Below are 12,931 nucleotides of genomic sequence, written 5' to 3'. Positions count from 1 at the left end.
GACGGTCTCCGGTGGGTGTCTTCAGATGCGCCCGATATCGAGGTTTGACCGGAAAAAATCAAGTCTGCGTGACAAAGAAGCGAAAATTCCGCGGTCTTCCTCAAAGTGGCGTCAAAGCGGATTGCGCGAAAGCCGGGAGACGAGCTGGGCCGTGTAATCAACCATCGGCACGATGCGGGAATAATTGAGCCGCGTCGGGCCGATGACGCCGACGGCGCCGACGATCCGATCGTCATCGTCACGATAGGGCGCGACGATCAGCGACGAGCCGGACAGCGAGAAGAGCTTGTTTTCCGAGCCGATGAAAATGCGCACGCCCGAGCCGGTTTCGGCCAGATTGAGGATCTCGATCAGGCTGTCCTTCTTTTCGAGATCGTCGAACAGCAGCCGCAGCCGGTCGAGATCCTCGGCGCCGGCAAGGCCTTCAAGCAGGTTGGCGCGGCCGCGGATGATCAGCTGCGCCGGCTTGCCCTCATCAGGGCTGCCGGCCCAGACGGCGATGCCGCGCTCGACGAGATCACGCGACAGGGCGTCGAGCTCGTGACGGACGTTATCCTTCAGCTGGCTCAATTGTTTGCGCAGCTCCGGCAGGGTCTGGCCGGACATGTGGGCGTTGAGAAAATTCGCCGCCTCGGCCAGCTGCGAGGAGGTGACGCCCGCCGGCAGCTCAATGATGCGGTTTTCCACCTGATCGTGATCGCCGACGAGCACGGCCAGCGCCTTTGTCGGCTCCAGCCGGATGAACTCGACATGTTTGAGCACCGGATCGCTTTTCGAGGTGATGACCAGGCCGGCGCCGCGCGAAATGCCCGACAGCATGCGGCTCGCCTCGTTCATCATCGATTCCACCGGATTGCCGCCGCTTTCGGCCCGCACCTGACGGTCGATGCTGGCGCGGTCCTCGGCGGAGAGATCGCCGACCTGCATGAAGGCATCGACGAAGAAGCGCAGGCCGATCTGGGTCGGCAGCCGGCCGGCGCTGATATGCGGCGAATAGATGAGGCCGAGATCTTCGAGATCGCTCATGACGTTGCGCACCGAGGCCGGCGACAGCGACATCGGCAGCAGGCGGGACAGGTTGCGCGAACCGAGCGGCTCGCCACTCTCCAGATAGCCTTCGACGATGCGGCGAAAAATCTCCCTGGAGCGCTCGTCCAGCGCAGCAACGGCATCCGAAACCGATGTCGACCTGATGCCCATGAAGCTTACGAACCCGCGCTGATGATACTTCCCGAAAAGTAAGTCAAACTCGCAGCCGTGGCAAAAGGGAATTTGCAAATGGGCGCCGCCAATCGTAGAAGCGGTCAACAAACCCCAGGAGATAAGAATGCGGCCTTCAGGCAGAAAAATCGACCAGATGCGCAAGGTCTCATTCGAGCGCAATTTTTCCAAGCATGCGGAAGGCTCCTGCCTGGTGAAATTCGGCGATACGCATGTGCTCTGCACGGCCAGCCTCGAAGAAAAGACGCCGCCATGGCTGCGCAATACCGGCAAGGGCTGGGTCACGGCCGAATACGGCATGCTGCCGCGGGCGACCGGCGAGCGCATGAAGCGTGAGGCGGCGGCCGGCAAGCAGGGCGGCCGCACGCAGGAGATCCAGCGGCTGATCGGCCGGTCGCTGCGCGCCGTCGTCGATCTGCAGGCGCTCGGCGAACGCCAGATCACCCTTGATTGCGACGTCATCCAGGCCGATGGCGGCACGCGGACAGCCTCGATCACCGGCGGCTGGATTGCGCTTTACGACTGCCTGAAATGGATGGAAAGCCGCAACATGATCAAGGTCGACCGGGTCCTGAAGGATCATGTCGCCGCCATTTCCTGTGGCGTCTTCGCCAGCCAGCCGGTGATCGATCTCGATTACCTCGAGGATTCCTCGGCCGAGACCGACGCCAACTTCGTCATGACCGGCACCGGCGGGATCGTCGAGATCCAGGGCACGGCCGAAGGCACGCCGTTTAGCGAAGAGGAATTCACCTCGCTGATGGGTCTTGCCAAGAACGGCATCGGCGAACTCGTCGCCCTGCAGAAACAGGCAATTGCGGGATGAACCCCATGCTGGAAGGCATGTTGGAAACGGCGCTCTATGCGCGCGATCTCGATGAGGCCGAGGCGTTCTACGAGAACGTTCTCGGACTCGAAAAGATCACCCGCGCCGCCAACCGGCATGTCTTCTTCCGCTGCGGCCCCGGCGTTCTGCTGATCTTCAATCCCGAGGAAACGGTCAAACCACCGGCGCCCGACGCGCTGCAGGTGCCGCCGCATGGCACGACCGGAGCGGGCCATGCCTGCTTCAGGGTCTCCGGTCGCAACATCGATGCGATGGCCGAACGACTGAAAGCGGCCCGTGTGGCGATCGAATCCGAGGTGCATTGGCCGAATGGCGGCCGCTCGATCTATTTCCGCGATCCCGCCGGCAACAGCCTGGAATGCGCGGAGGCTAAAATCTGGGGCATCGAACAGGATATCTGAATGCGCAAGCTCGAAACGAAGACCATCGTCGTCGCCAGCCACAATGCCGGCAAGATCCGCGAGATCCAGGAATTGATCGGACCGCTCGGCTTCACCGCCAAATCGGCAGCCGAGCTGAATTTCGTCGAACCTGACGAAACCGGCACCAGCTTCGAGGAGAATGCGACGATCAAGGCGGTGGCCTCCGCCAAAACAGCCGGCATGCCGGCGCTTTCGGACGATTCCGGACTGGTGGTCGACGCGCTTGACGGCGATCCCGGCGTCTACACCGCCAATTGGGCGGAGACATCGGACGGCACGCGCGATTTCGACATGGCGATGGCGAAGGTGGAAAAGGCGCTGCAGGATGCGGGCGCGACCAAGCCTGAACAGCGTACCGCGCGTTTCGTCAGCGTGCTCTGCCTTGCCTGGCCGGACGGCCACACGGAACTGTTTCGTGGCGAGGTGGAGGGCAGCGTCGCTTGGCCGCCACGCGGCACCCAGGGCTTCGGCTACGATCCGGTCTTCCAGCCAGAGGGTTACGACATCACCTTCGGGGAAATGAGCAGCGAGGAAAAACACGGCTGGAACATCGGCAAGCCGCAGGCGCTGTCGCACCGGGCGCGCGCCTTCAAACTCTTTGTCGAAACCTGCCTGGAGGCATAAGGTCGCTACGTGGACAATTTCGACACTCCAAGCCCCTCGCGCGACGCGGCGCTGCTGCCCGATACCGGCGAGCCCGGCTTCGGCGTCTATGTGCATTGGCCCTTCTGCGCGGCGAAGTGTCCCTATTGCGATTTCAACAGCCATGTGCGCCACCAGCCGGTGGACCAGGAGCGCTTTACCGCTGCCTTCCTGAAGGAGATGGCGGCGGTGCGGGCGATGAGCGGGCCGAAGACGGTGACCAGCATCTTCCTCGGCGGCGGCACGCCGTCGCTGATGAATCCGGCAACGGTGTCTTCAATTCTCGACGGCATTGCCCGGCACTGGCACGTGCCCGATGGTATCGAGATCACCATGGAGGCCAACCCTTCGAGCGTCGAGGCCGAGCGCTTCCGCGGCTATCGGGCGGCCGGCGTCAACCGCGTCTCGCTCGGCGTGCAGGCGCTTGATGATCGGGACCTGAAATTCCTCGGCCGGCTGCATGATGTCGCCGATGCGCTGAAGGCGATCCGGCTGGCGCGCGACATTTTTCCGCGCATGTCTTTCGACCTGATCTATGCCCGGCCGGATCAGACGGTCGAGCAATGGGAAAAAGAGCTGAGGCAAGCGATCTCCTACGCGGTCGATCATCTTTCGCTCTATCAGCTGACCATCGAGGAGGGCACGCCCTTCTATGGCCTGCACAAATCAGGCAAGCTGATCGTGCCGGATGGCGAGCAATCGGCCGTGCTCTACGAGGCGACGCAGGAGATCACCGCGCGCGAGGGCATGCCCGCCTATGAGGTTTCCAACCATGCCCGGCCGGGTGCGGAAAGCCGGCACAATCTGACCTATTGGCGCTATGGCGATTATGCCGGCATCGGCCCGGGCGCGCATGGCCGGCTGACGCGCGGGCCGGAAAAGATCGCGACGGCGACCGAGCGCAAGCCGGAAGCCTGGCTCGACATGGTCGAGCGCGACGGCCACGGCATTCTCGACGAGGAGCGGCTCGGCTACGAGGAACAGTCCGACGAATTGCTGCTAATGGGGCTGCGGCTCAGGGAAGGCGTCGACCTTGCCCGCTGGCAGCAGCTTTCCGGCCGCGACCTCGACCCGAAACGCGAGGAATTCCTGCTCGAACACAAATTCATCGAGCGGATCGGCAATTCGCGGCTGCGCTGCACGCCGGCGGGCATGCTGATCCTCGATTCCGTCGTCGCCGATCTCGCCTGCTGACATCGGATAACGGATTGTTTCCGGCGCGGCGATAACCTTACCGCCGCACCGGAAAATATTCTCAGCCGTGGCCCTGCATAATTCCTTAAATCGAAATCGACTTTAAGGATAAAATTATGCAGCAATTCAAAGTGCTACAGCGTCCTTTGCGCGTCTGAAGAGACGCGCGGCGCTGTAGTGGCGCCCGCCTTGAACAGGCCGCCGGTCGGCGTCTTCAGGAACATCTCCAGCGGAATATGCTCCTGGTGCAGGAAGCCGGTGGCCGGCAGCAGGCCGTCGCGGACCATCTCGATGACGGCAACGACGGAGGCCGAGGTCGTCCAGGCGATCGCCGTGCGGCGGGCGCCGGCAATCTCGATCGGGTAATAGGCGCGCACGAACTCCTTGCGGCGCAGGCTGCCGTTCTCCGTGCCTTCGGCGGCGACATGGACATAGACGACATCGTCTTCAACAGGCGGCTTGGCATTGGTCAGGATCTCGCCGGCAAGCTTGCGCTTGTCGCGCATCAAAAGCTCGTGGAAGAAGAAGTTCATCAGCTCCATATGGCCGGGATAACGCATGGTCTTGTAATCGAGATTGTCGATCTTGCCGAGCATGGTGTCGCACATGGTGCCGAGGCCGCCCGAGGTGGTGAAGGCTTCGAGCTTGACGCCGCCGACATAGACGGTCTCGTGCCATTCCATCGGCGAGACGAGCTTGCGCACCCCACCCTCGATGACCTCGCAATCGTTCAGATATTCGTTGACGACACCTTCCGGCGACCAGTTGAAAGCATAACCCAGCAGCCCGGTCGGATGCTGCGGCAGGGCGCCGACGCGCATGCGGATCGACCGGCAGCGCTCGAAGCCGTCGGCCAGGCTGGCGCCGACGATGCCGACGAAACCCGGTGCCAGGCCGCATTGCGGCGCCATCAGGCCGCGGGCGGTCTTCGACAGTTCGATGATGAAATTGGTGGTGGGAACGTCTTCGGTCAGGTCGAAATAATGAATCCCGGCGAGATGGGCGGCGCGCGCCAATTCGATGTTCAGATGGTAAGGCAGGCAGGAAAGCACCGCCTCGACATTCGACAGCAGTTCGCCGACCACTTGGACGTCGGCAATATCGCCGGCCCGGCACTTGAAGGGAACGTCGCTCAGCGGCAGCTGCGCATCGACGCCGATGACCTCGAAACCGCCCTCATGCAAAAGCGTGGCCGCCAGCCGTCCGACCTTGCCGAGGCCGAGAACGGCGATCTTTCTAAAACTCATTGATTATCCTCCCATGCGCCCTCCCGGCGCTTCAGTCTTTGTCCGATGCACGCCGCTCCAAATCGGACATGCAGGGGACGGCCGGAGGTATAGAATAAAAAGCTCATAAAGCAAAACGGCCGGAATCGCTTCCAGCCGTCAAAACTTTGCGAAAATCGGATGGTTATTCGTTGATCAGCCGCTTCAGAAGCTCGACCTCGTGCGACAGCTTGGTGTCTCCGGAAATCAGCTCTTCGATCTTGCGCACGGCGTGCAGCACGGTCGTGTGATCGCGCCCGCCGAAACGGCGGCCGATCTCGGGGAAGGAGCGCGGCGTCAGCGTCTTCGACAGATACATGGCGATCTGGCGCGGTTTGACGATGACGCGGGTGCGGCGGTTCGAGACCAGTTCCTGGCGCGAGACATTGTAGTGCCTGGCGACGATGCGCTGGATATCCTCGATGCGCACGCGGCGGGGCTCGCCGGAGCCGACCAGATGGGCCAGCAGTTCGTCGACGCGCTCGATCGACAGGTTCGGCTCGAAGGAGCGCCGGAAGACCAGCTGATTGAAGGCGCCTTCGAGTTCGCGGCCGCTGGCCGTGATGTTGCGGGCGACGTGCTGCAGCAGGTCGGCCGGAATTTCGAGCGACGGATCTTCGAGCCGGGCGGCCGCCAGGCGGCGCTTGAGGATTTCGAGACGCATCTCGTAATCCGGTGCGTCGAATTCGATCGCGACGCCGCCCTGCAGGCGCGAGCGGACGCGGGGATCGAGCGATTCCAGCTCCCAGGGGGCGCGATCGGCGGCGACGACCACCTGCTTGGCGCTGTCGAGCAGCATGTTGAGCAGATGGCAGAATTCATGCTGGATCATCTTGCCCTGCAGGAACTGCATGTCGTCGATGATCAGGAGATCGATATTGCGCAGCGAATCCTTCAGCGTCAGCGCGTCATTGTCACGGATCGCGGTGGCGAAGCGCCACATGAAATATTCGGCGGTGAGATAGACGACGCGCAGCGCCCGCGGGTTCTGCACCGCTGCATTGGCGATCGCCTGCAGCAGGTGGGTCTTGCCGAGGCCGACCGCCGAATGGATGAACAGCGGATTGAAGCGCACGGCGCCGGAACCGGCTTCGGCGATCGTCTTCGCAGCCGCAAGCGCGACGCGGTTCGAGCTGCCTTCGACGAAGGTGTCGAAGGTGAAGCGGCTGTCGAGCGGCGAACCGAAGAGCGGCGAACCAAAGCTTGCGGGCCTTGCCGCAGCAACTGAGGAAACCGCCTGCTGGACGGCCTGGCCGGCCGGCTGGGCGCTTGCGGGGCGGCGCGCCTGGGGGGCAACGACCGGCTCGGGCTGGACCGCCTCATCGAGCGCCTTCGTGCCGCTGCGCGTCGCCGTGCGCACCAGGACTTCGATCTTCAGAATTTCCGGATCCTCGGCCTGGAACAGGCCGGTGATGAGATCGAGATAACGATTGTTGATCCACGACTTCAGGAAGGTGGTGGGAACCGACAGGCGAACCACGCTCTTCGATACCGAATGCAGCTTCAGCCGGGCGAACCAGCTGGCATAGACGTCAGGACCGACTTGGGCCTTCAAGCGCGCGCTGACGCGCTCAAACAAGATGCCGTGCTTCATTTCCGCCTGTGCTTCTCCCACTTCGAGGCGAATGGAGCCAAACGCCTGCGGTGCCACATCCCCATTGTCGAGCCCGCCCGTCGTCATCGTATTCATCTGCATAATGCCGCCTTTCAATTCCACCGGGCGGCTTCCGCTAAAATAGCCGCCCGATTATTCCCCGCTTTGGCGGGCCGACGGCATCCTCATGAAGCCGCTTACCTGCCGGTTCACTCAAACACTGCCCCCGAAGGGACCGGCACAAAACGCCGTTGCAGGAACCGCATTCATGCGGCAACCTTCATCGGCTTTCCGTGCCAGGCCAGCGGTCGATCCTCGTTTTCGACCGATCAGCCCGAACGCAATATCACTTTAACCTTCTCCGGCGGCCTCGCCTTAAACGTGTGGCCACTGAAGGCACAAAACATCCCTGCCCGTAACAGCCACGTTACGGCCCAAATCCGTCGAGTGCTTGAAAAAACGGAAGCGCAAGGCTCCGTAACAAATGGCACAAACTTATCGCCCTGCCGACGTGGCAGTTAAGACCGAGCCTCTGCAGGTGATGTCCGCGCCCTTTGTTGAAAGCCATTTAGGCAGGATCAAAAGGCAATATCAACGATGAATTTTACGCAAAATTAAGAAGCGGGCATTGACTCCGGGGGCCGTTTTCGGGCGTCACACCAGCGTCAAAAAAGAATCGCTTTTGAATCAAGGAGATTCCCCGTTCGGGCTATTTTGACACGCATGGAAAGAAAAAAAATAAAAATCTTCTTGACTCCCCCCTGGTCCCGGAAGGTCGGGGCAGAGTCGCGCGGCGTGAAAGCATCCTTGCGCAAGTCTTTGTTTCTGAATGCTTTTTCCTGTCATGGCACTGACACGAAACAGTCGCAGGATTAACCATACAGGGGCCGATCGGCGGAATCGAAAAAGCCCGGTAAAATTACCGGGCTAATCATAAAGATGAAGTCGTTAACGGAAGATTACGCGGTCGCGCTAACCGAAAGAGCCTTCACACGAGCGGCCAGGCGCGAAACCTTGCGGGATGCCGTGTTGGAGTGCAGCACACCCTTGCTGGCGGCGCGGGCAAGCTCGGGCTGAGCGGCCAGGAAAGCGGCCTTCGCCTTGTCGGCGTCACCGGATGCGATGGCCTCTTCGACCTGGCGAACGAAAGTACGAACGCGCGAGCGACGAGCCTTATTGACGTCGGTACGGCGGGCGATCTTGCGGGTCGCTTTTTTCGCCGAAGTTGTATTGGCCATGGATGCCTCTCTCAAGAATTCGAACAAACTCCGCCATTACCGCGGGCCCTGCGGCCACAAAATCCAGCAATGCGGGAGCAATCGCGGAAAACCAAACCGGCTTTCCGAACCGTGGGCGGGCATATAACTCTAAAGCCGGCCCACGTCAACGCGGATTTTCACGCTTTGCCACCGGCAAATGCTGAAAAGCATTCAACGGTGCTTAAAAGCCGGTTTGCGCTTTTCGACGAAGGCCGCCATGCCTTCCTTCTGGTCGTCGGTGGCAAAGAGGCTGTGAAACAGCCGGCGCTCGAAGCGGAGCCCCTCCTCCAGCGTCGTCTCGAAGGCGCGGTTGACCGCCTCCTTGGCCATCATCACCGAGGGCTGCGACAGCGAGGCGATCTTTTCGGCCGCGGCGAGAGCTTCCTCGATCAGACGCTCGGGCGCCACCACACGCGAAACGAGTCCCGACCGCTCCGCTTCGGCGGCATCCATCATCCGGCCGGTGAGGACGAGATCCATTGCCTTCGCCTTGCCGACGGCGCGCGTCAGCCGCTGCGAGCCGCCCATGCCGGGAATGACGCCGAGGGTGATTTCCGGCTGGCCGAACTTCGCCGTCTCCGAGGCGATGATGAAATCGCACATCATGGCCAGTTCGCAGCCGCCACCGAGCGCAAAACCGCTGACGGCGGCAATCACCGGCTTGCGGGCCTTGGCGACCTCATCCCAGCCGCTGATGAAATCGCTCTTATAGATATCGGCGAACTGAAGCGCCTGCATCTCCTTGATATCGGCACCGGCGGCAAAGGCGCGTTCCGAACCGGTGATGACGATCGCGCCGACCGCCTCGTCGGCGTGGAAGGCGGCATAGGCCTCCTTCAACTCCTTCAGGACGGTGGAATTCAGCGCGTTCAGCGCCTGCGGTCGGTTCAGCGTGACGAGGCCGACATTGCCTCGGGTTTCGACGATCAGGGTCTCATAGGCCATGCTGTTCTCCCGGTTTTCGCTTACTTCTGGCAGGTGGCGCAATAGAAGGTGGAGCGGCCCGCCTGGACGATGCGGGCGACCGTACCGCCGCAGCCGGGCGTGCGGCAAGCCTCACCTTCGCGATCATAGACGGAGAAGGAATGCTGGAAATAGCCGAGCGATCCGTCGGTCTGGATATGATCGCGCAGCGACGATCCTCCGGCGGCGATGGCATCGGCGATGACGTCGCGGATCGAGGCGACGAGCAGGTCGAGCTGCTGCTTCGGCTTACCGCCTGCGGTCACCAGCGTGCCGGCGGCGCGGACCGGCGAAAGATGCGCGCGCCACAGCGCCTCGCAGACATATATATTGCCGAGACCGGCAATGTTCTTCTGATCGAGCAGCGCACTCTTCAATGGCTGCGCCTTGTTGCGGAAGCGCTCGGCGAGATCGGCGGCGCCAAGCTCGTTTCCGGTCGGCTCCGGCCCGAGATCGCGGAAGAAGGGATGGGCGGCGAGATCGGCGCGCTCGACCATATCCATGAAGCCGAAACGGCGCGGGTCGTTATAGACGACGCGGCGCGGGCCGCTTGCCCCTTCCAGATGAAAGACGACATGATCGTGCTTCTCGTCCTTCGAGCGCGCATGGTAAAATTCGCCAGACGTGGCGGCTCCGGCGCCTTCCTCGACGCCCCCCTCCTCGATGCGAAAAGAGCCGGACATGCCGAGATGCGAAATCAGCGTGTTGCCGTCGTCGAGGTCGACCAGCAGATATTTGGCGCGCCGCCCAAGCCCGACGATGGTGCGGCCGGAAACCCTGTCGGCGAAAGCCTCCGGAAAGGGAAAGCGCAGATCGCCGCGGCGCAGCTCCAGCCTGGCGACGCGAGCCCCCTCCATCGCCGGCGCCAGGCCGCGTTTTACCGTTTCGACTTCTGGCAATTCCGGCATCTTAACCCATCTGTATCTAACGTGTTTCAACCGAGGACGATGTGCGCTATAGCGCCAGTGGTCCGCGGAGAGCGTGGCCCAGTGATAACGTCGCGCGCGGTCTTTCGCTATGGCCTGCGCGGCTGAATATCAAGGAACGGAGCAGTCTGATGTCAGAAAGCCGCACTTCCGCCGATGGCGGCATGGAGACCTCCTACGGCTTCCGCGAGGTGTCTGACGGCGAGAAGCAGGGCCTCGTCAACCAGGTGTTCCACAAGGTCGCCAAACGCTACGACATCATGAACGACGTCATGTCGATGGGCATGCACCGCGCCTGGAAGGATGCGATGATTTCGGCGCTGAACCCGCGCAAGGAGCCGGGCTACAAGGTGCTCGACGTTGCCGGCGGCACCGGCGACATCGCCTTCCGCATCGTCGAGGCTTCGGGCCGGCAGGCGCATGCGACCGTGCTCGATATCAACGGCTCGATGCTCGGCGTCGGCGCCGAGCGGGCGGAAAAGAAGAAGCTTTCCGGCAATCTCACCTTCGTCGAGGCGAATGCCGAGGAACTGCCCTTCGAGGCCGCCAGCTTCGACGCCTATACGATCGCCTTCGGCATCCGCAACGTGCCGCGGATCGATGTCGCACTGTCGGAGGCCTATCGCGTCTTGAAGCGCGGCGGCCGGCTGCTGGTGCTCGAATTTTCCGAAGTCGACATGCCGCTTCTCGACAAGATTTATGACGCCTGGTCGTTCAATGCCATTCCGCAATTCGGCAAGGCGATCACCGGCGAGGCCGAACCCTACCAGTATCTGGTGGAATCGATCCGCAAATTCCCGAACCAGGAGAATTTCGCGGCAATGATCCGCCAGGCCGGCTTTTCGCGCGTCAGCTACACCAATTATACCGGCGGCATCGCCGCGCTACATTCGGGCTGGAAGCTCTGAGGGAATGAGGGAAGAAAAAAAGACAAACCTCCCTCTGCGGGGCACTGTGGCATGAGCACTTTCGGGGCCTATTTCCGCCTTTGGCGCGTCGGCTGGGTGCTCGTGCGCGAAGGCGTCGTCTCGGCTCTGCCTTCCGAAGGGCTGCCGCCTCCGGTGGCGCTCGCCAAATCCTTCGTGACGATCTTCGAGCGAAGCAAGGCGCGGCACCAGAAGCGCAGCGACCGGTTGGCGCACGCCGTCGAGCGACTCGGCCCCTCCTATGTGAAAATCGGCCAGTTCCTGGCGACACGGCCGGATGTCGTCGGCGTCGAATTCGCCAACGACCTGTCGCAACTGCAGGACCGGATGGCCTTCTTTCCCTCGGCTGCCGCCAAGGCCAATATCGAAGGCTCGCTCGGGCGGCCGATCGGCGAACTCTATGCGAGCTTCGACGAGCCGATCGCCGCGGCCTCGATCGCCCAGGTGCATCCGGCCGAGGTCGAGACACCGGAAGGCCGCAAGAAGGTCGCCGTCAAGATCGTGCGGCCGGGCGTGCGCCAGCGTTTTGCCCATGACATCGAGGCGATGTATCTCGTCGCCCATATGCAGGAGCGCTTCCTGCCTTCGAGCCGGCGGCTGCGGCCGGTCGAGGTGACGAAGACGCTGGAACAGACGACAAAGATGGAGATGGATCTCCGCCTGGAGGCGGCCGCCCTTTCCGAGATCGCCGAGAATACCGAGAGAGATCCCGGCTTCCGCGTGCCGAAGGTCGACTGGGAGCGAACGGGGCGCGACGTCATCACCATGGAGTGGATCGACGGCACACGCATGTCCGACGTCGAGGGGCTGCGCGCGGCCGGCCACGATCTCAACCTGCTTGCTGATACGCTGATCCAGTCCTTCCTGCGCCATACGCTACGCGACGGCTTCTTCCATGCCGACATGCATCCGGGCAATCTCTTCGTCGATGCGGGCGGCATGATCGTCGCCGTCGACATGGGTATTGTCGGACGGCTCGGCAAAAAAGAGCGGCGGTTCCTCGCCGAAATCCTCTACGGCTTCATCACCCGCGATTACATCCGTGTGGCCGAGGTGCATTTCGAGGCGGGCTATGTGCCCGGCCACCACAATGTCGAGAGTTTCGCCCAGGCAATCCGGGCGATCGGCGAGCCGATCCATGGGCAGCCTGCCGAGACGATCTCGATGGGCAAGCTTTTGACGCTGCTTTTCGAAGTGACCGAACTCTTCGACATGGCGACGCGGCCGGAGCTGGTGATGCTGCAGAAGACCATGGTCGTGGTCGAAGGCGTATCGCGCATGCTCAACCCGCGCTTCAACATGTGGAAGGCCTCCGAACCCGTCGTCGGCGACTGGATCCGCACCAATCTCGGGCCAAAGCGGATCGCCACCGATCTCAAGGATGGGCTGAAGGCGGCGGTGAAGCTTGCCGAAGCCGTGCCGGAAATCGCGGCGAAGACCGAAAAATTCCATCACCAGCTTCTGTATATGAGCGAACACGGCTTACGGTTCGACGAACAGACGGCAGAGGCAATCGGCAAGGCCGAGGCGCGGCATAACCGTTCGGCCAGGATTGCGCTGTGGATCATCGCATTGACGCTTCTCTATATTGCCTGGATGCTGAGCTGATCCGTCCGTAAACATGCTGTGTTCGGCATTTAGGATATCCCATGTGACGGAGGAGCCGCTTAGT

Annotated in this window: 12 protein-coding genes; 6 read left to right on the top strand and 6 right to left on the bottom strand. The window is 62.1% G+C overall.

The window, feature by feature from the left end; translation table 11 throughout:
• Nucleotides 1–111: 111 nt before the first annotated feature.
• Nucleotides 112–1,200 carry a heat-inducible transcriptional repressor HrcA gene (gene hrcA, locus AMK05_RS02000; RefSeq protein ID WP_003570826.1) on the bottom strand — a complete coding sequence of 363 codons (1,089 nt, stop codon included), beginning with the start codon at nt 1,198–1,200 and terminating at the stop codon, nt 112–114.
• A 127-nt stretch (nt 1,201–1,327) separates the two neighbouring features.
• On the opposite strand from hrcA, the gene rph reads away from it, so the two are divergent.
• The 4 genes from rph to hemW are packed head-to-tail and all read left to right on the top strand — an operon-like array spanning nt 1,328 to nt 4,326.
• Entirely contained in the window at nt 1,328–2,047 is a 720-nt protein-coding gene (gene rph / locus AMK05_RS01995) for a ribonuclease PH (protein WP_049730714.1), read from the top strand.
• Nucleotides 2,044–2,469: a VOC family protein gene (locus tag AMK05_RS01990; protein ID WP_064836073.1), complete on the top strand. Its 426-nt coding sequence runs from the start codon at nt 2,044–2,046 to the stop codon at nt 2,467–2,469. The genes rph and AMK05_RS01990 overlap by 4 nt, the downstream gene beginning before the upstream one ends.
• Nucleotides 2,470–3,114, top strand: a complete 645-nt coding sequence (gene rdgB / locus AMK05_RS01985) for an RdgB/HAM1 family non-canonical purine NTP pyrophosphatase (RefSeq protein WP_064836071.1) — start codon at nt 2,470–2,472, stop codon at nt 3,112–3,114.
• Between the two features lie 9 nt (nt 3,115–3,123).
• A complete protein-coding gene (hemW, locus tag AMK05_RS01980; protein WP_064836069.1) occupies nt 3,124–4,326 on the top strand; it encodes a radical SAM family heme chaperone HemW in 1,203 nt (400 codons plus the stop codon).
• Nucleotides 4,327–4,460: 134 nt separating this feature from the next.
• Here the strand turns inward: hemW and AMK05_RS01975 are convergent, their stop codons facing one another.
• The 5 genes from AMK05_RS01975 to mutM all read right to left on the bottom strand — a co-directional run bounded on the left by AMK05_RS01975 (nt 4,461) and on the right by mutM (nt 10,315).
• Entirely contained in the window at nt 4,461–5,573 is a 1,113-nt protein-coding gene (locus AMK05_RS01975; RefSeq protein ID WP_064836067.1) for a saccharopine dehydrogenase family protein, read from the bottom strand.
• 163 nt (nt 5,574–5,736) lie between these two features.
• On the bottom strand, nt 5,737–7,287 hold the full coding sequence (gene dnaA / locus AMK05_RS01970; RefSeq protein WP_064841238.1) for a chromosomal replication initiator protein DnaA: 1,551 nt from the start codon (nt 7,285–7,287) through the stop codon (nt 5,737–5,739).
• Nucleotides 7,288–8,144: 857 nt separating this feature from the next.
• Nucleotides 8,145–8,423, bottom strand: a complete 279-nt coding sequence (gene rpsT, locus AMK05_RS01965; protein WP_008524652.1) for a 30S ribosomal protein S20 — start codon at nt 8,421–8,423, stop codon at nt 8,145–8,147.
• A 192-nt stretch (nt 8,424–8,615) separates the two neighbouring features.
• The gene (locus AMK05_RS01960; protein ID WP_064836065.1) at nt 8,616–9,389 is read right to left on the bottom strand and encodes an enoyl-CoA hydratase; all 774 of its coding nucleotides are present in this window, start codon (nt 9,387–9,389) and stop codon (nt 8,616–8,618) included.
• Nucleotides 9,390–9,409: 20 nt separating this feature from the next.
• Nucleotides 9,410–10,315, bottom strand: coding sequence for a bifunctional DNA-formamidopyrimidine glycosylase/DNA-(apurinic or apyrimidinic site) lyase (gene mutM, locus AMK05_RS01955; protein ID WP_064836063.1), 906 nt, complete (start codon nt 10,313–10,315; stop codon nt 9,410–9,412).
• Between the two features lie 149 nt (nt 10,316–10,464).
• Between mutM and ubiE the strand changes: the two genes are divergently transcribed.
• Entirely contained in the window at nt 10,465–11,241 is a 777-nt protein-coding gene (gene ubiE / locus AMK05_RS01950) for a bifunctional demethylmenaquinone methyltransferase/2-methoxy-6-polyprenyl-1,4-benzoquinol methylase UbiE (RefSeq protein WP_064836061.1), read from the top strand.
• A 51-nt stretch (nt 11,242–11,292) separates the two neighbouring features.
• Entirely contained in the window at nt 11,293–12,867 is a 1,575-nt protein-coding gene (gene ubiB, locus AMK05_RS01945; RefSeq protein ID WP_064836059.1) for a 2-polyprenylphenol 6-hydroxylase, read from the top strand.
• Nucleotides 12,868–12,931 lie beyond the last annotated feature (64 nt).

This window comes from Rhizobium sp. N324 (genome assembly GCF_001664485.1).
Classification (GTDB): domain Bacteria; phylum Pseudomonadota; class Alphaproteobacteria; order Rhizobiales; family Rhizobiaceae; genus Rhizobium.
Note: the sequence above shows the minus strand (reverse complement) of the source record. Positions and strands in the feature narration are given on the sequence as shown.

Bases quoted from the DNA above. Each gene is read 5' to 3' on its own strand.
- AMK05_RS01975 (WP_064836067.1), bottom strand. From the start codon at position 5,573: ATGAGTTTTAGAAAGATCGCCGTTCTCGGCCTCGGCAAGGTCGGACGG.
- hrcA (WP_003570826.1), bottom strand. From the start codon at position 1,200: ATGGGCATCAGGTCGACATCGGTTTCGGATGCCGTTGCTGCGCTGGAC.
- rph (WP_049730714.1), top strand. From the start codon at position 1,328: ATGCGGCCTTCAGGCAGAAAAATCGACCAGATGCGCAAGGTCTCATTC.
- ubiB (WP_064836059.1), top strand. From the start codon at position 11,293: ATGAGCACTTTCGGGGCCTATTTCCGCCTTTGGCGCGTCGGCTGGGTG.
- AMK05_RS01990 (WP_064836073.1), top strand. From the start codon at position 2,044: ATGAACCCCATGCTGGAAGGCATGTTGGAAACGGCGCTCTATGCGCGC.
- AMK05_RS01960 (WP_064836065.1), bottom strand. From the start codon at position 9,389: ATGGCCTATGAGACCCTGATCGTCGAAACCCGAGGCAATGTCGGCCTC.
- rdgB (WP_064836071.1), top strand. From the start codon at position 2,470: ATGCGCAAGCTCGAAACGAAGACCATCGTCGTCGCCAGCCACAATGCC.
- ubiE (WP_064836061.1), top strand. From the start codon at position 10,465: ATGTCAGAAAGCCGCACTTCCGCCGATGGCGGCATGGAGACCTCCTAC.
- rpsT (WP_008524652.1), bottom strand. From the start codon at position 8,423: ATGGCCAATACAACTTCGGCGAAAAAAGCGACCCGCAAGATCGCCCGC.
- mutM (WP_064836063.1), bottom strand. From the start codon at position 10,315: ATGCCGGAATTGCCAGAAGTCGAAACGGTAAAACGCGGCCTGGCGCCG.
- dnaA (WP_064841238.1), bottom strand. From the start codon at position 7,287: ATGCAGATGAATACGATGACGACGGGCGGGCTCGACAATGGGGATGTG.